At 66.1% G+C, this 16,448-nt stretch carries 19 protein-coding genes; 6 read left to right on the top strand and 13 right to left on the bottom strand.

Annotated elements, in window-relative coordinates; all coding sequences use genetic code 11:
• Window positions 1-2 precede the first annotated feature (2 nt).
• The gene (pheS, locus tag ACIPXZ_RS14030) at window positions 3-1,064 is read right to left on the bottom strand and encodes a phenylalanine--tRNA ligase subunit alpha (RefSeq protein WP_400595331.1); all 1,062 of its coding nucleotides are present in this window, start codon (window positions 1,062-1,064) and stop codon (window positions 3-5) included.
• A 131-nt stretch (window positions 1,065-1,195) separates the two neighbouring features.
• On the opposite strand from pheS, the gene ACIPXZ_RS14025 reads away from it, so the two are divergent.
• From ACIPXZ_RS14025 to ACIPXZ_RS14015, 3 genes are read left to right on the top strand one after another with little or no spacing between them, the layout of a single operon-like run.
• Complete coding sequence (locus ACIPXZ_RS14025) at window positions 1,196-1,639, top strand: hypothetical protein (protein WP_400595329.1); 444 nt, start codon at window positions 1,196-1,198, stop codon at window positions 1,637-1,639.
• Between the two features lie 13 nt (window positions 1,640-1,652).
• Window positions 1,653-2,288: an SIMPL domain-containing protein gene (locus tag ACIPXZ_RS14020; protein ID WP_400595327.1), complete on the top strand. Its 636-nt coding sequence runs from the start codon at window positions 1,653-1,655 to the stop codon at window positions 2,286-2,288.
• A gap of 54 nt (window positions 2,289-2,342) precedes the next feature.
• Window positions 2,343-3,572, top strand: a complete 1,230-nt coding sequence (locus tag ACIPXZ_RS14015) for an Rv2578c family radical SAM protein (protein ID WP_400595325.1) — start codon at window positions 2,343-2,345, stop codon at window positions 3,570-3,572.
• On the opposite strand, the gene ACIPXZ_RS14010 is transcribed toward ACIPXZ_RS14015, so the two are convergent.
• Window positions 3,483-3,914, bottom strand: a complete 432-nt coding sequence (locus tag ACIPXZ_RS14010; RefSeq protein ID WP_400595323.1) for a (deoxy)nucleoside triphosphate pyrophosphohydrolase — start codon at window positions 3,912-3,914, stop codon at window positions 3,483-3,485. The two genes, ACIPXZ_RS14015 and ACIPXZ_RS14010, sit on opposite strands and share 90 nt — an antisense overlap.
• 196 nt (window positions 3,915-4,110) lie before the next feature.
• On the opposite strand from ACIPXZ_RS14010, the gene ACIPXZ_RS14005 reads away from it, so the two are divergent.
• Complete coding sequence (locus tag ACIPXZ_RS14005) at window positions 4,111-5,355, top strand: MFS transporter (protein WP_400595321.1); 1,245 nt, start codon at window positions 4,111-4,113, stop codon at window positions 5,353-5,355.
• Window positions 5,356-5,442: 87 nt separating this feature from the next.
• On the opposite strand, the gene ACIPXZ_RS14000 is transcribed toward ACIPXZ_RS14005, so the two are convergent.
• The 5 genes from ACIPXZ_RS14000 to infC form a co-directional block, all read right to left on the bottom strand.
• The gene (locus ACIPXZ_RS14000) at window positions 5,443-6,354 is read right to left on the bottom strand and encodes a cation diffusion facilitator family transporter (protein WP_400595319.1); all 912 of its coding nucleotides are present in this window, start codon (window positions 6,352-6,354) and stop codon (window positions 5,443-5,445) included.
• 126 nt (window positions 6,355-6,480) lie between these two features.
• Window positions 6,481-7,380, bottom strand: a complete 900-nt coding sequence (locus ACIPXZ_RS13995) for a TrmH family RNA methyltransferase (RefSeq protein ID WP_400595317.1) — start codon at window positions 7,378-7,380, stop codon at window positions 6,481-6,483.
• A 45-nt stretch (window positions 7,381-7,425) separates the two neighbouring features.
• Window positions 7,426-7,806 (bottom strand): 50S ribosomal protein L20, encoded by a 381-nt coding sequence (rplT, locus tag ACIPXZ_RS13990; RefSeq protein WP_305996923.1) that lies wholly within the window; start codon window positions 7,804-7,806, stop codon window positions 7,426-7,428.
• Window positions 7,807-7,892: 86 nt separating this feature from the next.
• Complete coding sequence (gene rpmI / locus ACIPXZ_RS13985; protein WP_400595315.1) at window positions 7,893-8,087, bottom strand: 50S ribosomal protein L35; 195 nt, start codon at window positions 8,085-8,087, stop codon at window positions 7,893-7,895.
• Between the two features lie 138 nt (window positions 8,088-8,225).
• Entirely contained in the window at window positions 8,226-9,380 is a 1,155-nt protein-coding gene (infC, locus tag ACIPXZ_RS13980) for a translation initiation factor IF-3 (RefSeq protein ID WP_400595313.1), read from the bottom strand.
• Window positions 9,381-9,615: 235 nt separating this feature from the next.
• Here infC and ACIPXZ_RS13975 point away from each other — a divergent pair, with 235 nt between their 5' ends.
• Complete coding sequence (locus ACIPXZ_RS13975; RefSeq protein ID WP_400595311.1) at window positions 9,616-9,993, top strand: DUF1844 domain-containing protein; 378 nt, start codon at window positions 9,616-9,618, stop codon at window positions 9,991-9,993.
• 374 nt (window positions 9,994-10,367) lie between these two features.
• On the top strand, window positions 10,368-11,621 hold the full coding sequence (locus ACIPXZ_RS13970) for a hypothetical protein (RefSeq protein WP_400595309.1): 1,254 nt from the start codon (window positions 10,368-10,370) through the stop codon (window positions 11,619-11,621).
• 211 nt (window positions 11,622-11,832) lie between these two features.
• Here the strand turns inward: ACIPXZ_RS13970 and ACIPXZ_RS13965 are convergent, their stop codons facing one another.
• The 6 genes from ACIPXZ_RS13965 to hisB form a co-directional block, all read right to left on the bottom strand.
• On the bottom strand, window positions 11,833-13,152 hold the full coding sequence (locus ACIPXZ_RS13965) for an MFS transporter (protein WP_400595307.1): 1,320 nt from the start codon (window positions 13,150-13,152) through the stop codon (window positions 11,833-11,835).
• 108 nt (window positions 13,153-13,260) lie between these two features.
• Window positions 13,261-14,121 (bottom strand): SseB family protein, encoded by an 861-nt coding sequence (locus tag ACIPXZ_RS13960; protein WP_400595305.1) that lies wholly within the window; start codon window positions 14,119-14,121, stop codon window positions 13,261-13,263.
• A gap of 7 nt (window positions 14,122-14,128) precedes the next feature.
• Window positions 14,129-14,875, bottom strand: a complete 747-nt coding sequence (gene priA, locus ACIPXZ_RS13955) for a bifunctional 1-(5-phosphoribosyl)-5-((5-phosphoribosylamino)methylideneamino)imidazole-4-carboxamide isomerase/phosphoribosylanthranilate isomerase PriA (protein WP_400595303.1) — start codon at window positions 14,873-14,875, stop codon at window positions 14,129-14,131.
• Between the two features lie 22 nt (window positions 14,876-14,897).
• Complete coding sequence (locus tag ACIPXZ_RS13950; RefSeq protein ID WP_400595301.1) at window positions 14,898-15,056, bottom strand: hypothetical protein; 159 nt, start codon at window positions 15,054-15,056, stop codon at window positions 14,898-14,900.
• Window positions 15,056-15,772 (bottom strand): imidazole glycerol phosphate synthase subunit HisH, encoded by a 717-nt coding sequence (hisH, locus tag ACIPXZ_RS13945; protein WP_400595389.1) that lies wholly within the window; start codon window positions 15,770-15,772, stop codon window positions 15,056-15,058. The genes ACIPXZ_RS13950 and hisH overlap by 1 nt, the downstream gene beginning before the upstream one ends.
• Window positions 15,773-15,798: 26 nt before the next feature.
• The gene (gene hisB / locus ACIPXZ_RS13940) at window positions 15,799-16,413 is read right to left on the bottom strand and encodes an imidazoleglycerol-phosphate dehydratase HisB (RefSeq protein ID WP_400595299.1); all 615 of its coding nucleotides are present in this window, start codon (window positions 16,411-16,413) and stop codon (window positions 15,799-15,801) included.
• Window positions 16,414-16,448 lie beyond the last annotated feature (35 nt).

The raw sequence follows: 16,448 nt of genomic DNA, 5'->3' as shown, positions 1-16,448 counted from the left end.
GCTTAGATCTCCATCCCGAAGTGCTCGCTGAAACGAATATCGCCCTCGATCATGTCCCGCATATCAGGCACTTCATTGCGGAACATGAGGGTGCGTTCAATGCCCATGCCGAACGCGAAGCCGGAGTATTCCTCCGGGTCGATCCCGGCCGCGCGGAGCACATTCGGGTTGACCATGCCGCAGCCGCCCCACTCGATCCATTGCGGGCCGCCCTTGGCACCCGGGTGCCAGATGTCAAGCTCCGCGCTCGGCTCGGTGAAGGGGAAGTAGTTCGGGCGCAGCCGGATCTTCGCCTCCGCGCCGAACATCTGCCGGGCGAAGTGCTCCAACGTGCCGCGCAGATCGGCCATGGAGAGGCCCTTGTCGATGGCGAGGCCCTCGAACTGGTGGAACACCGGGGTGTGCGTGGCGTCGATCTCGTCGGTGCGGAAGACCTTCCCGGGGCACAACACGTAGACAGGCAGCTCCCGCTCCAGCATGGAACGGACCTGGACCGGCGAGGTGTGAGTGCGCAGCAGGAGATGGGCTTCGGGAGGCTCGACGAAGAAGGTGTCCTGCATTTCGCGCGCCGGGTGGTCCGGCTGGAAGTTCAGGGCGTCGAAGTTGAACCACTCGGACTCGAGTTCGGGGCCTTCGGCGATCTCCCAGCCCATGCCCACGAAGATGTCGCTGACCTGTTCCTGCAGCGTGGACAGCGGGTGGCGTGCACCGGCGCGACGACGGCGCGGGGCGGCTGTGACGTCGACGGTCTCCTCGAGGAGGATCCGCGCGTCGTTCTCCTCCTCCAGCACGCGTGCGCGGGCGGCGAGGGCCTTGTTCACCTGGCCGCGGGCGGCACCGATCAGCTTGCCGGCGGCACTCTTCTGTTCCTTGGACAGCTCTCGGATGGCGGCGTTGGCCTGGCTCAACGGCGACTTCTCACCGGTGTGGGCCAGCCGTGCAGCCTTGAGCTGTTCCAGATCGGCGGCTGCGGCGAAGGCCTCAAGCGCCTCGGCGACGGCTCCCTGAAGAGCCTGTTCGTCGAGCGGGCTGGGAGCCATGACTTCCTTCGTGGTCTCAGACATGTACCGTGTTCTCACATCGCAGGGGTTGGTGGCGGGCGCGTGAACACCCTATTGACAAGTCTAGAGGGTCCTTGAGTGTCCTCTCGCGGTGGTCCGCAGGGCGGAACGACGCTGCCGACTAGGCTGGGCGCATGTCCGGATGGTGGCGGTTGCGCATGGCCTTGAACTGGCTGAACCTGAGCACTCCCCTGGGCCTCGCCGTCGCCCGCGCGGCCGGCTGCCGTCTCGCACGGGCCCCCGAAGGGCTTTGGCTCGCGCAGGATTACTCCTGGGGATATCCTCCGTCCGGCGCGTTCACTCTGGGCTCGGTGATCCTTTCCCGACCAGGCCTTGACCTGAGCGCAGATCCGGTACTCCTGGGACACGAGGCGACACATTCCTGGCAGTACGCCTTCTGCCTCGGGCTGCCTTTCCTCCCGCTCTACGGCCTGTGCGCAGCCTGGTCTCAGGTGCGCACCGGGAGCCCGGCGCTGGCCAACCCGTTCGAACGGGGCGCAGGTTTGGAGGCCGGCGGCTATATTGGGCCCCAGACGGCCGGTCATCCCGGCCGCGATCATCACACAGCGCACGAGTGATCCGGAGGAACCCATGGAATCATCAGCACGCAGTATTTCCGTCACGGGGCACGGCAGTGCCCTGACCGCCCCGGACACGGCGGTGGCCCACGTGAGTGTCGAATGCCTGGAACCAACCGTGGCAGGCGCGTTCCGCGGGTCCGAGGACCGGCTCACCGCCGTCGTCAACGCCCTGCATGCGGCCGGGGTCCAGCCTGTCGACGTCGCAACCTCAGGCCGCTCATTGCGTGCGGAACGGCGCTGGAAGGACGGCAACGACGCCGGCCTTCTCGGCTACGTGGCACAGGGAGGCCTCCGTGTGGTGATCCGTTCGCTCCCGCAGGCCGCGTCGGTCCTCCAGGAGGCGATGGACGCCGGCGGTGAGCAGCTGCGCCTGGAAAGCTTCTCCCTCTCGGTGTCCGACCCTGCCGAGGCCGTCCGACGAGCACGCGACGCGGCGTGGACGGATGCAGTGGACCGGGCCCGGCAGCTTGCCGAGGCCTCCGGCACCCGGCTGGGCGAGGTGCTCTCGGTGGACGAAGGATCGTTGCCCTCTCCCCTGCCATCGCCGGTGTTCGCGCGGGCGGCCCTGGCCGGTGGCGGGGCCGGAGTGCAGCCAGGCGAGGAGGAAGTGACGGTATCGGTGGCGGTCCGCTGGGCCATCGCCTGAACCGTTTCGCACCACCCCCTTGAAGTTGATTCGAACATATGTTCGAATACTTGCATGAGATGGGACGCACAGGCACTCCAACCGGCATTGGTGGATGATGCCACTGCCCCGGCTGCCGCCCCGCTACTGCCGATGGCAGGCCTGCTGCGTTCCATCTCAACGCCCGAGTTTGCGGGAATCACCTTTCATGAGGTCACCGCGAAATCGGTGCTCAACAAGGTCCCGCCTCAGTCGACCATGCCGTTCGGCTGGACCATCAACCCTTACCGGGGTTGCAGTCACGCCTGCGTGTATTGCTTCGCGAGGAAGAGCCACAGCTATCTGGACTTCGACTCGGGCCTCGACTTCGATTCGCAGGTGGTCGTCAAGGTCAACGCGGCACAGGTGCTGCGGGCCGAGCTCGGCCGGGCATCGTGGAGACACGAACACGTGGCGCTGGGCACCAACACCGACCCGTATCAGAGGGCTGAAGGCCGATATCAGCTCATGCCGGGCATCATCGAAGCGCTTGCCTCCTCCGGCACGCCTTTCTCCATCCTGACCAAGGGGACACTTCTGTCCCGGGACATCCCCCTGCTCCAGGAGGCGGCCCAGTCGGTGCCGGTCGGGCTGGGCATCTCGCTGGCCATGATGGACGAGGATCTCCAAGCGGCCATCGAACCCGGGACTCCGGGGCCGCGAGCCCGGCTGCGTCTGGTGTCCCGGCTCCGCGAGGCGGGCCTGCCGTGCGGCGTCATGGCGATGCCCATTCTGCCGTATCTGAGCGATTCCGATGAGGCGCTGGATTCCCTCTTCGCTTCGCTCGCGGCGGCGGGAGCCACCGGTGTGACGGCTGGGGCCCTGTACCTGCGCCCGGGGACCCGGGAATGGTTCATGGCATGGCTGGCCCGGAATCACCCGGCGTTGGTCGGAAAGTACCGGCGGCTCTACAACGGCCCCAAGGGCCCCGGTTCCTACGCTGACCCGGGATACCGGAAGTGGCTGGCCCAGCGGGTGGCGTTCTTCAAACGACGGCACGGCTTCCCGCCGTCCGCTGCTTTCGCTCATGAGGAGCTGCAGCGGGATTCCGGTACCGAGTTCCATCCTGACCCTCGCGTCGAAGAGGCCCGCTATCCGCAAGGGAGCATGCCCGACCGGCGAGGCCCTGAGGGCGCGGAGCCCCGCAAGTTCACCTCGGAGAGCGGGCACCGCTTGTCAGGATCCGCTCGCCGCCTTCACGACGGCGGCCACGATCGGGAAGTCCGCAGGAATCCACGGCAAGGCGTTCAGGGCGCTCTCTTCTAGGCTCACCCAGCGAAGTTCGTCGTGGTCTTCCAGAGGCTGAGGCGTGCCGCTGACCAGCTCGGCGAGCCAGACCCTCATGACGGCCTTCTCGTTCAGAACCCAGCCATCCGCTGTACCGGATCGCACTTCTGCGCCGAGGCGCACCGACACTCCGAGTTCCTCACTCAGTTCTCGATGCAAGGCGCTTTCCGCCTGTTCACCCTCCTCGACCTTGCCACCAGGGAACTCCCAAAGACCGGCAAGAGCCTCTGGTGCGGTCCGCCGCGCGCAGAGCAGTTTGCGAGGGCGCTCCAGGGAATCAAGGATGGCCGCTCCCACGACCAGGCGCTGCACAGAACTCATGGGTCCTAAGTCTAGGTGGCGAGGGGCCCGGACGTGGGCCCACGGTGGCGAGCGACCCGGTGAACGTCTCCGACGGCTTTCCGAGCGGTTCTTTCACCGGAAATAGCACAAAAGCCTCTGACGTTGAGACAATGGACAACGCATGGTCCCGATGTCGTGATCACTCCCCCTCAAACCCCAGCCAAGGACTCTCTCTGTGACCACCACCGAATCGACCGGTACCGCGGCTGCCCGCACCCCGATCTCCACCCGCGCACTCACCCTGGCCGTCGTCTCGCTGGCCCTGGGCGGATTCGCGATCGGCACGGTCGAGTTCGCCATGATGGGTCTGCTGAAAGAGGTCGAGCACGGCCTCCACCTCACGACGCCGCAAGCGGGCACCTTGATTTCGGCGTACGCCCTCGGCGTCTGCGTGGGTGCTCCACTGCTCGCGGCCTTCGGCGCACGTCTTCCCCGGAAGCGACTGGCCATCGGGCTCATGGTCTTCTACGCACTGGCCAACGCCTCAAGCATGCTGGCCTCCAGCTACGGGGCCATGGCGCTTTCCCGCTTCATCTCCGGCCTGCCGCACGGCGCCTACTTCGGCATCGCGGCGGTGATCGCGGCATCCCTGGTTCCGGCCACCAAGCGCGGCTGGGCCATCTCCATGGTGATGACGGGACTGACCGTCGCCAACGTCATCGGCGTGCCCTTCGCCACCTGGCTCGGGCAGAACTTCGGCTGGCAGCTCCTCTTCGCCCTCGTCTCCGGGATCGCCCTCCTGAGTGCCGTGGCCATCATCCTCTTCGTCCCCTTCGAGCCGGCCACCCCGGGTGCCAGCATCCGACGTGAGCTCGGCGCCCTCAAGCGCATCCAGGTCTGGATGGCCCTCCTGACGGGCATGATCGGCTTCGGCGGCTTCTTCGCGACGTACACGTACATCTCTCACACCATGACCGAGGTGACCCACCTTCCCGAGGTGTTCATCCCCTTGGTGGTGGCGATCTACGGCCTGGGCATGGTGGTCGGTACCCTGATCGGCGGACGTCTCGCAGACAAGTCAGTCATGGGCGCCATCTATCGCGCCTTGGTTCTGATCGCGATCGCTCTCGCGGTCTACTTCTTCGCCGTGCAGTGGGCGCCGACCGCACTGCTCATGGTCTTCGTCGTCGGGGGCATCGGATCCCTGCTGACCACGCCCCTGCAGACCCGCCTCCTGGACGCGTCACCGGATGCTCCCAGCCTGGCCTCGTCCCTGAACCACGCCGCACTCAACGTGGGCAATGCCATCGGCGCGTTCCTCGGCGGCGTCGTCATCGCCCTCGGCTTCGGCTATGCGGCGCCCGCTCTGGTCGGCGCCGTACTGGCGCTCCTCGGCCTCGCCATCGCCTTGCTGAGTGGCCGTCTCGAGCGCCGGTTCCCGGTGAACCCTGCGCCGCACCACGACGTCGTTCAGCACTGATGTCCGGCATCGGATGAACGGAAGGAGGGGAAGACCTGATGGTCGTCCCCTCCTTCGTCTCACTGCGCCGCCGCAGTTTCTCGCTGCTCAGCCGCGATAGATGTCCGGCTCCAGGTAGATGACCCTGGCCGACGGGACGGCGTCGCGGATCCGCACCTCGGCGCTGTCGATGGCTTCTGCGATGGCCCGGCCCGTGGCCCCCTCCGGGACACTGAACTTCGCCGCCACAAGAAGCTCTTCGGGTCCCAGGTGCAGCGTCTTGAGGTGGATGATCCTGGTGCCGTCCTCCTGAATCGCCGTCTCGATCGCAGCGATATCGGCTTTGGTGGCCGACTCGCCGATCAAGAGAGACTTGGTCTCCAGCGCCAGGATGATGGCGATCGCCACCAGGAGGAGCCCGATCATCGCGGTGCCGAACGCGTCCCAGATGCCGTTCCCCGTCACAAGGGTCATGGAGACACCGAAGAGGGCGAAGACCAGACCGATCAGCGCACCGAAGTCCTCCAGAAGGATCACCGGGAGCTCTGGCTGCTTGGCATTGCGGACGAACGGGATCCATCCCTGCTTGCCTCGCGTGTGATTGGCCTCGCGGATGGCCGTACGGAAGGAGAACCCTTCAGCGACGATCGCCCCGAGCAACACGGCCAGGGGAACCCACCAGAAGGGACCTTCGATGCCGTGCGGATCATGGAACTTCTCGTACGCCTCATAGAGGGCGAACAGCCCACCCACGCTGAACAGCACGATCGAAACGATGAAGGCGTAGATGTATCGTTCCCTCCCGTAGCCGAAGGGATGTTCGGAGTCCGCCGCCCGCCGTGAACGTTTCCCTCCGAGCAGCAGAAGGATCTGATTGCCGGAATCCGCCACGGAGTGGATGGCCTCGGCGAGCATCGAGCTGCTGAAGGTGAAGGCGTAGGCCACGAACTTCATCGCAGCGATGGACAGATTGGCCGTCAATGCGGCCACTACGGCTTTGGTTCCGCCACTTGCGGACATGATTCCCCTTGAAAACACAGAAGTGAGACGTTGTCACGTCCAAGGGTAATGCCCACCGGAGCCGTCCGCGGGGCGTTGATGTCGCAGCGGCGGACGTACCTCGGAATCAGGTGTTCACCGCGCTGTTCAGCGTCGCTGGGCCCGGGCGCTGGCGTAGAGGCAGACAGTTGCCGCGGTGCCGAGATTCAGGCTCTCAGCGGAGCCGTAGACGGGGACGGCCACACGGTGATCGGCCAAGGAGATCTCCTCCTCGGAGAGCCCTTGAGCTTCGTTCCCGAAGAACCAGGCGGTTGCTGCCGCAAGATCATATGAATCGCCGCTCCCCGTCGCCGAGCCGGCGGCGTCGTCGGTCGTCGATTTCTCAGCTGCGCCGAGCCTCCGGCCCGCGCTGGCGTCCTGCAGAGCATCCAGGTCCAGAGTGCCGTATCCGTCTGCAGCCAGAATGCCGATGCCCCGCCCGGCGCATTCAGCAGCGAGTTCGGCGACGTCCACGCCGGTCACCACCGGAAGATGGAACAGTGAGCCCGCCGTGGACCGCACAGCCTTGGGGTTGTAGATGTCCACGCTGGAACCCGAGTAGATCACGGCATCCGCGCCGGCCGCATCGGCGGCACGCAGCACGGTTCCGGCATTGCCGGGGTCTCGGACCTGGCACAGCACCGCGAGAAGCCGCGGGCCGGCGTCGAGCACCTCGCTCAGCGGGCGGTGCAGAAAACGGCACACGGCCACAACGCCCTGCGGGTTGACTGTGTCCGCCATCGCGGAGAGCACCTCATCGGTGGCGAGCCGGGTCTGCACGCCTGGAGCGCCCTCGGCGAGCTCCGGGTACCGATCCAGACAGGCCTGACTGGCGTACAGCTCGGTGACCAGCCCCTCCTCACCGCGCGAGAGCCGCTCGCGATGAGCCACCAGGGCTTCGCGGACGGATTGTGGCCCCTCAGCAAGGAACATTCCCCGCTTCAGACGCGCCGAGCGCCCCGCAAGCCGGGCCACGTCTCTCACCCGGTCGGCCCGGGGATTGGACATGAGGAAGGCTTGGGGGCGCTCAGAAAAACTCACGCTGTGAAGGACTTAGTTCTTCGGGGCGGAGGTGTCAGCCGGCAGGGCGTCCTTGGCGAGCTTCACCAGAGCGGCGAAGGTGGCGGCGTCGGAAACGGCCAGCTCGGCGAGCATGCGGCGGTCGACCTCGACCTCAGCGGCCTTCAGGCCCTGGATCAGACGGTTGTAGGTCAGGCCGTTAGCGCGGGACGCAGCGTTGATGCGCTGGATCCACAGGCGGCGGAAGTCGCCCTTACGCTTGCGGCGGTCGCCGTAGCTGTAGACGAACGAGTGGAGCAGCTGCTCCTTGGCCTTGCGGTACAGGCGCGAACGCTGCCCGCGGTAACCCTTGGCGCGCTCAAGAACAACCCGACGCTTCTTCTGGGCGTTGACCGCCCGCTTCACACGTGCCACGTGCGTACTCCTTCAATCATGGCCCGCTGCGCTCCTCCTGGAGGCGCAGGCTCTAAGTGGTTGGCCGTCCGGCCGGGAAGTGGAACTTAGATGCCCAGCATCTTCTTGATGACCTTGGCTTCGCCCTTGCTGACGATCTTGTCGCCAGCCAGACGGCGGGTCAGGGTGCTGGGCTTGTGCTCCAGGTAGTGGCGACGGTTGGCCTGCTGGCGCTTCAGCTTGCCGGTACCGGTGAGCTTGAAGCGCTTCTTGGCACCACTGTGGGTCTTCATCTTCGGCATGGGAACCGATCTCCTTACGTTGCCACAGGCTCTTACGGGCCTGCGAATCACATTCCGACGTCCCTGACGGGACGCCATGGGGCTTGCCGTCCGGACGCCCCTCCCGCAGGAGGTCCACCCGGACGAACGAGTGGTGGTCTAGTTGGCCTTGCGTGCCGCCGGCTTGGGGGCACCCGGCTTGGGGGCCGCCTTCGGCACGGCAGGCTTCGGTGCTCCAGCAGGCTTCGGCGCCGCCGCAGCCTTAGGGGCCGCAGCCGGCTTCGGAGCAGCTGCCGCTTTCGGGGCAGCCGCGGCCTTCGGTGCAGGCGCAGCTTTCGGTGCGGCCTTGGGCGCCGCAGCCGAAGCGGGTGCGCTCTCCTGCTTCGCTTCAGGTGCCTGCTCGACGACGGGCGCCTCGGCCTCGGGGGCTGCGGGAGCCTCCGGCGCGGTCACCTCGTTGTCCTGAGGAGCCTCGGCAGGAGCCTCCTCAACCGAAACGACGTCGGCCGACATGGCTTCGCTCTGCTTCAGAGCCTCAGCCAGCTGCTCCCCCAGATTGTTGCTCAGCGGGGTCGCGCTGTCGGTATCGACCCGATCGCCTTCGGCGCGGGCCTTGGCCTCGTTCTGGGCCTTCGCTTCGGCACGCTGTGCCGCACGACGCGCCTCTGCCTTGGCTTCAGCCTTGTTCTTGAGCGGACCGATCACCATGACCATGTTTCGGCCGTCGATGCGAGGAGTGGACTCCACGACACCGACCTCGGCGACGTCCTCAGCGAAACGCTGCAGGAGACGGATACCCATCTCGGGACGCTGCTGCTCACGACCGCGGAACTGGATCATGGCCTTGACCTTGTCACCCGCTCCGAGGAAGCGCAGCGCATGGCCTCGCTTGGTCTCGTAGTCGTGCTTGTCGATCTTCAGGCGGAAACGGATTTCCTTCAGAACCGTGTTGGTCTGGTTCTTCCGGGCCTCGCGAGCCTTGACGGCGGCTTCGTACTTGTACTTGCCGAAGTCCATCAGCTTGCAGACAGGCGGTTTGGCCTGAGGCGCAACCTCAACGAGATCAAGGTCGGATTCCGCGGCCAGACGGAGGGCGTCCTCGATACGGACGATACCCACCTGCTCACCTGCAGGGCCGACCAACCGCACCTCGGGGACGCGGATACGCTCATTGATACGTGGATCGCTAATGTTGTAGCTCCTGTTGCTCGTTGCCTTGGTCCACTGGCAATGAGAAAGGCCTCCTCTTGCCAGCGCAAGTGGAGGCCTCAGAAGGACTGAGCCGGGTACGCATCCCTGTATCCGTGACGCCATGAGGCGCTCCGGTTCCAGGACCAGCGTCCGATTCTGACCCGGCGACCTTTGGTGTCCTGGTGCATCAGGCTGAAAACCTGACACGGACGGCGGTCGACGCGGGTGGGAGAAAGCTCCACTTGCAAACTAGGAATAAATCTTACACGACATCGGCACAGCAACGCCACACGCCGTGCCTGCGTCGGCGCGGCGCCGTGTTACGACTGCCAGTGAGTCTGTGCCAAGCTTAAACATTGTGAGTAGCTTTGAACAGACGGACGGCAGCACCGCCCAGGAGAACATCAGCACGGACCACACCCGTGACATCGCAGAGGTTCCCGCGGTGGAGGTCATCTCCACCGCCGCGGTGCACCTCATGAGCGCCGCAGCCGTCAAGCTGGGGCTGGCCGACGGCCCCGACGCCGAAGAGCTGAAGGACCTTGATGAGGCGCGTAAGCTCATCACCGCCCTGGCGGGTTTCATCACCGCCGCGGCCCCGGAAATCGGCTCGCAGCACGCCGGCCCGTTGCGCGACGGCCTGCGCACCCTGCAGCTCGCCTTCCGCGAAGCCTCGAGCATCAAGGACGAGCCGGGCAAGGGCCCCGGTGAGAAGTTCACCGGCCCGGTCAGCTGACCACATCGACCCATACGACGACGGCGGGGCGTCACCTTCACCGGTGACGCCCCGCCGTCGTCGTACCCGGCTCACCCGCACCACTCCCGAAGCAAGCCGCCCCAGCCAGTCCCCGCCCATCCCTCACACCGGGCCCGCCCCACGCCGAGTCCGCTATTGGGGGTGTGAGTCAGCTACCCGGGGTAGCTGACTCACACCCCCAATAGCGGACTCGGCAAACACGGAACACGCACAGGAGCAGCCAAGCCCTTGCCGCCCGGCGAAATGGGACATACTCATCACGTGCACCGGATCCGGTCGGACAGCGACGGTCCGGTCCACGACGTGCGGGGAACACGTCGTCACCCGAAATCGCCATACCGTGAGGACCTGACATGAGTGCACTCCGAGGACAGAAGCTCTATCCGGGGGCCAGGGCGCGGCTCCTCCTCGGTGCCGAATTCCTCGGGCAGTGCCAGCAGTACTCGGCCACCCTCATCATCCCGTTGCACCTGGTCCTGAGCCTGCACCAGGGGTTCGTCATCGCGGCTTCGGCGTTCCTGCTTTACTCCGTCGGCTCCACACTGTCCGGCATTGTGCTCAGTCGCTTCAGCAGCAAGCGGAGCCTACGAGCCTTGGTCATCATCTCCACTATCAGCCAAGCCGCCATCTGGGGCGTCTCCCCGCTGTTCCCGGGATTCTGGTTCCTCCCGCTCGTCGCGGTAGCCGGATTCACCGGTATCCCCTTGCTTCACACCGCTCATCGATCTCTGGATCTCATCGCGGGTCAGGAGCGACTCTTGGAGTCGCACCATCGGCAGACCCTCGTGGGCGGGCTGGGTGCGATCCTGGGATCGATCGGAGTACCACTGCTCATCGCTTCCAGCAGCACGGCAACCGTGCTCCAGTGCGTCGCCGGACTCTCCTTCATCACGGGCTCATTGCTGCTCGTGGCAGGGTCGACCATCCTTGGACGGAAGCACCCGGATTTCGGAACCGCTGCAGAGGAAAAGCCCGGCCTCGATGACGCATCGGAGAGGGAGCAGTTCCGGGCGCACCCGTCGTATCCGAGAACGGCTGTCCTGGGCACGGCTGTTCTGATCGGAGGCCTGCTGCTCAACGGCACCGAGCTGACGATAGTGGCGGTGCTCGTGTCCGGCGATCACATCCTGAGCCTTGGCCTCGTCCTGATCTGCTGGACCGCTTCAGCGGTGCTCGGGTCCCTCAGTTACCGGTTCATGACCCGCCAGATTCCGCTTCCGGTGCTACTGCTGGGCCTGGGGTTGCTGAACATCCCTCTGATCTTCGCCGACGGCGCGATTTCTCTGATGGCCCTGTGCGTTCTGCCCTCATTCTTCGGGTCGGTGCTCTACTCCACGGTCATGAACCAAACGGCGTCGTGCTTCGCCGGACCGACTCAGACGTTCGCCCTGAGGGTCGTCCAAGGGCAATGGACCATCGGACTCGCCTTCGGCCCGCTCATGGTCAGTCTCCTCGTCGAAGGCATCCACGGGCTGCCTCGCACGACCGGGTTCCTCCTGTGCGCCCTGGTCGGCGTCGTCGCTGCCGCACAAGTCCATTCCAGATCGGGGTGGGCCGACAACGCGGTAGCCGCCCGTCGAGCCACTGACGAGGATTCAATCAGCTGACAACACCCGTCCAGGCCGGCCAGATCTCCCAGCCCACTCCCCACCCATCCCCCACACCGGGCCCACCCCACGCCGAGTCCGCTATTGGGGGCGTGAGTCAGCTATCCCGGGTAGCTGACTCACACCCCCAATAGCGGACTCGGCGGGCCGGTACGTGTGCAGATGACGTTGGCCGGCCTGCAACCGCCGGGAGGGGCTTCCGGGACGGTTCCTAGGCCGCGGTGAGACGCCGCTTCAAGGCTCTGGCGCCCATCGCGACAAGTACCAGGAGCACCCCGGCGACGCCGATCGCGACGAAACCCGCCCAGGGGCCGATCACGTCGATGAAGACTCCTGTCAGAGGCGAGCCGAGCGCCGTTCCGGCCGTCAGGAATGAGCCGTACCAGCCCATCGCCTCGCCGCGCCGCCGTTCGTCGACCAGTTCCGCGACGTACTCCGACGCCGAGGACAACACCGGCGCGCACAGGAACCCTGGGAGATTGGACAGCAGCGCCAGAGACCAGGTGTCCTGCGCGAACCCCATCGGAATGGTCAGCAGGGCCATCGCCAGCAGTAAGAGCATCGGAGAGACCTTGCGCTTCATGGCGCCGTAGACCAGGCCTCCCACCATCGAGGAAGCGCACCAGAAGAAGAACACGATGCCGAGCTCCGCTTCATGGCCGTGCCCCCGGAGCAGACCCACCACGGAGACGTCCGTCCCGCTCAGCACCAGGCCCGCACCCGCAGCGGTCAGGAACACCGCCAGCAACGTCCCATTGAGCCACGAGAAGGTCGCGCGCAGGCGCGACGGCGATGCCACTGTGGTGGCGCTGGACTGCAGAGAAACCGTCTCCAGGAGCTCACCCGCAGCACCCTGCGGATTGCCGGCCGCCGTGTCCGCGACGGCATGCTCGGCCGCCTCGCACTCGGCGGTCAGGCGGTCCTGCTCCTCTTGTCGGCTCTCCTCAGCGGGGCTCCGGGTCGGCGGGTTCATCCACACCAGGAAGAGCCCTGCTCCGGCCGTCAGCCAGCCGACCAGGGTGAGTCCCCAGACGGTGGACCAGGTGGTCGCGAGCACCGCGGCCACCGCCGGGCCGATCATGAAGACCAGTTCGGTGGCGATGGAATCCAGTGCGTAGGCGGTGCGCATCCGGTCGTCGTGGACCAGCACCCCGAGGGACTGCCGGATGACACTGAAGATCGGCAGGCTGAAAGCGCCACCCACCAAGGCCAGCGGCAGAATCCATTCATAGGACACATGCGGCAGCACCGACCAGATGATCGCCTCAGAGATGATCGAGGGGATCAAGGCCACCCTCAGGCCGGCGATATCCACACGTCGCCCACGCCATGGCGCACCCACCGCGATGCCGATGGTGAAGAGAGCTGCCGCGGTCCCGGCTGCGGCGAAGCCCTTGCCGAGAGTCAGCACGATGTGCAATGTCAGCAGGATGCCGGACGCCGAGTGCGGGATACGGGCGATCATGCCCACCAGCAACAGCCAACGGACATCCCGCTCCGCCAACAGTTCCTTGTATCGGGTGAAATTCACCGGCCTGGTCCTTCGTGCGAGTCGTGTCCGGACGTCCCCTGCGGAACGCCCGTCCCACGTCGGCGAGGGCCCGGTTCTGGCTAGGGAAACACGGACGCCGACGGGGAATCAGTCATGGAAAAGGGTCACTTTGACCTCGATCGAGTCAACGCCCTCAGCAAGTCTTTCATTTCCGGCCCAGTCCTGCTGCAAGGTGGACACCAATGCACTGAGCTGGGCCGATTCCAGGCCGGGTCGCAGAGCCAGCTCGACACAGAGCTCTGGGCCGATACCGCCGCCCGGCACCTCGAGACCCTGCGCGTCCTGGGAGTGAACCCCCGAGCCACGGCGCACCCTGATGTCGCCCACTTCCGGGTGGCCCGCGGCGCTGGCCCGGAATGCCTGCGCAACCTCCGGATCCTGGTAGGACGGAATCCAGCGTTTCTGCTGGGCCAGAGCCCACAGTGGGGCCCTGCGGACCACGAACGTGAACTCCCCGGCCGGATCCAGCACCATGAGCTGCGCCCGCTCCGATACGGCAGACAGGGCCGCCCGGGCCGCATAACTCGCCACCGGACGGGCTTCCGGGTGCCAGGCCTCCAGGGCGGCGGCCGAGCTGAAGACGGGGAGCGCCATCCGGCCGTCGGGAGCCTTGATGGTGACCAGGGCCATGTCGGCCTGCTTGTCCGCGTGCAGGCCGTCGTGGCCTTCGGCTTCCTCCGCCAGCTGAGCAACGATCGGGATGAAGACGCGGGCTTTGGACAAGGCCGCCAGCACCGCGTCCTCTCCCCCGACACCGTCCCTCAGCGCACGGAGAGCGCCCGCCAGTTCCGGGTTCGCCTCGCCGTCGTCGTGCTCGAAGTTGTGGATGTGGGCGTCATCGCCTTCCAGCGACCGCCCCGCCCAGGGCGTGCCCGCTGAATCGGTGGAACCGCCCGCTCCGGCCAGTGCCGCCGCGATATGACCGGGAAGCTCGCGCTTTTCCGTCATCCTTGCCTCAGCGCCGTCCGGCCACGTCGAGGGCCTCGGGAAGAGTGAATGCACCCGAGTAGAGCGCCTTCCCCACGATCGCGCCTTCGACTCCCAGAGGAACCAGAGCACGCAGAGCGGACAGATCCTCAAGGCTGGAGATTCCTCCGGACGCCACGACCGGCTTCCCGGTCTTGTCGACCATTTGGCGCAGCAGTTCGACGTTCGGCCCCTGCAGGGTCCCGTCCTTGGTCACGTCGGTGACGACGTACCGCGCGCATCCGGCATCCTCGAGCCGCGCCAGCACCTCCCAGAGATCGCCGCCCTCTTTGGTCCAGCCGCGGCCGGCCAGGGTGGTTCCCCGGACATCGAGTCCGACGGCGATACGGTCGCCGAAGCGCTCGATCGCGCGGGCGGTCCACTCGGGATCCTCCAGGGCGGCCGTACCCAGGTTGACCCGGGCGACGCCGAGGTCCACCAGGGCTCGCTCCAGGCTCGCGTCATCCCGCAGACCGCCAGAGAGCTCCACCTTGAGTTCGAGGGAGTCGACGACCTCCTTGAGGATGGCCGCGTTGTCCCCCCGGCCGAATGCCGCATCGAGATCCACCAGATGCACCCATTCGGCACCCTGCTGCTGCCAGTTGAGCGCCGCTTCCAACGGCGTGCCATAGCTCGTCTCGCTGCCGGCTTCGCCTTGAACCAGGCGCACGGCCTGACCGTTGACGACGTCGACGGCGGGCAGGAGTTCGAGGATAGGGGCCTCGGTCTGAGTCATGATCCCTCCAGGGACGGTGCGCCTATTTGGCGTCGAAAGTGAACAGGAACGCGGCCACCAATGCCATGGCGGCCAGCACGAAGAAAGCGATGATCAGCCAGCGCGGCTTCTTCTGCTGAATGAAGGAGATGCCTCCACCGATCAGCAGTCCGCCGAGGCCCATCAGGAGAATCGACCACATCAGGCGACCGTCCTTCCTGCAACCGGGCGCAACGAGGAGACCCAATTGCGCAGCAGCCGCGCCCCGGCCTCACCGGACTTTTCGGGGTGGAACTGCGTGGCGCACAACGGCCCGTTCTCCACAGCGGCGATGAAGGGGGCACCGTGTTCGGACCAGGTGACCTTCGGCGGCGTCATATGAGGCTGCGTGACGTCGAAGTCCCACTGCTGCACGCCGTAGGAATGCACGAAGTAGAAACGTTCCTCCTCCACCCCGTCGAAGAGCACACTGCCCTCCGGGGCTTTCACGGTGTTCCAGCCCATATGGGGCACCACCTCCGCGGGAAGGAGTTCGACCGTGCCCGGCCACTCCCCCATGCCTTCGGACTCGACGCCGTGCTCCACGCCCTTCTCGAAGAGGACCTGCAGTCCGACGCAGATGGCCAGCACAGGGCGTCCACCGGCGACGCGACGTCCGATCAGACGGATCGCGTCGACGTCCTTGAGCTCCTTCATCACGGTGGCATAGGCACCGACCCCGGGCACCACGAGTCCGTCCGCATTCAGAACATCTTCAGTCTTCGAACTGAGGATCACCTCTGCGCCGGCGGCCTCGAGGGCGCGGACGGCCGAACGGACATTCCCTGAACCGTAGTCCAGCACCGTGACGGTCGGTTTGCCCTCGGGGCTGTCCGGCCTCAGGCCCGTGTGGGCGTCCCGGACCGCACCCTGGTCCACGGACTGAGCCGGAGTGCGCTCGGCGCTCACAGCGCACCCTTGGTGGAGGGAATGCCTTCAACCCGGGGGTCCGGTTCGACTGCCGCGCGCAAGGCCCTGGCGAAAGCCTTGAACTGGGCCTCCACGATGTGGTGCGGATCCCTGCCACGCAGGACGTCCATGTGCAGGCAGATTCCCGCGTGCAGGGTGATGGCCTCGAAGACGTGCCGGGTCAGGGAGCCGGTGAAGTGTCCACCGATCAGGTGGTACTCCTGACCGGCCGGCTCACCGTCGTGCACCAGATACGGGCGGCCGGAAACGTCGACGACGGCGCGCGCCAGCGCCTCGTCGAGCGGCACCGTGGCGTCGCCGAAGCGACGGATCCCGGCCTTGTCCCCGAGCGCGCGCTTGAGCACCTCACCGAAAGTGATCGCCACATCCTCCACCGTGTGGTGGGCATCGATGTGGGTGTCTCCGGTGGCCCGGACCGTGAGGTCGATGAGCGAGTGCTTGCACAATGCGTTCAGCATATGGTCGTAGAAGGGCACGGTGGTGCTGATGTCGGCGACACCGGTGCCGTCCAGATCGATACTGACGAAGACGCTCGACTCACTCGTCGTCCGCTCCATGGTGGCGGTGCGGGGCGTGGCCGCTGCGCTCATGCTGATGCTCCTTGGTGTTCGCGCTGATGAAATTC

The organism is Arthrobacter sp. NPDC090010, from assembly GCF_044748305.1.
Taxonomy (GTDB): domain Bacteria; phylum Actinomycetota; class Actinomycetes; order Actinomycetales; family Micrococcaceae; genus Arthrobacter_E.
Note: the sequence above shows the minus strand (reverse complement) of the source record. Positions and strands in the feature narration are given on the sequence as shown.

Coding starts and splice junctions, on each gene's coding strand:
- infC (WP_400595313.1), bottom strand. CDS start 9,380: ATGGCGTCACGGATACAGGGATGCGTACCCGGCTCAGTCCTTCTGAGG.
- pheS (WP_400595331.1), bottom strand. CDS start 1,064: ATGTCTGAGACCACGAAGGAAGTCATGGCTCCCAGCCCGCTCGACGAA.
- ACIPXZ_RS13950 (WP_400595301.1), bottom strand. CDS start 15,056: ATGTGGTCGATTCTCCTGATGGGCCTCGGCGGACTGCTGATCGGTGGA.
- ACIPXZ_RS13970 (WP_400595309.1), top strand. CDS start 10,368: ATGAGTGCACTCCGAGGACAGAAGCTCTATCCGGGGGCCAGGGCGCGG.
- ACIPXZ_RS14000 (WP_400595319.1), bottom strand. CDS start 6,354: ATGTCCGCAAGTGGCGGAACCAAAGCCGTAGTGGCCGCATTGACGGCC.
- ACIPXZ_RS14020 (WP_400595327.1), top strand. CDS start 1,653: ATGGAATCATCAGCACGCAGTATTTCCGTCACGGGGCACGGCAGTGCC.
- ACIPXZ_RS14010 (WP_400595323.1), bottom strand. CDS start 3,914: ATGAGTTCTGTGCAGCGCCTGGTCGTGGGAGCGGCCATCCTTGATTCC.
- rpmI (WP_400595315.1), bottom strand. CDS start 8,087: ATGCCGAAGATGAAGACCCACAGTGGTGCCAAGAAGCGCTTCAAGCTC.
- ACIPXZ_RS13995 (WP_400595317.1), bottom strand. CDS start 7,380: ATGTCCAATCCCCGGGCCGACCGGGTGAGAGACGTGGCCCGGCTTGCG.
- ACIPXZ_RS13960 (WP_400595305.1), bottom strand. CDS start 14,121: ATGACGGAAAAGCGCGAGCTTCCCGGTCATATCGCGGCGGCACTGGCC.
- ACIPXZ_RS14025 (WP_400595329.1), top strand. CDS start 1,196: ATGTCCGGATGGTGGCGGTTGCGCATGGCCTTGAACTGGCTGAACCTG.
- priA (WP_400595303.1), bottom strand. CDS start 14,875: ATGACTCAGACCGAGGCCCCTATCCTCGAACTCCTGCCCGCCGTCGAC.
- ACIPXZ_RS14015 (WP_400595325.1), top strand. CDS start 2,343: ATGAGATGGGACGCACAGGCACTCCAACCGGCATTGGTGGATGATGCC.
- hisB (WP_400595299.1), bottom strand. CDS start 16,413: ATGAGCGCAGCGGCCACGCCCCGCACCGCCACCATGGAGCGGACGACG.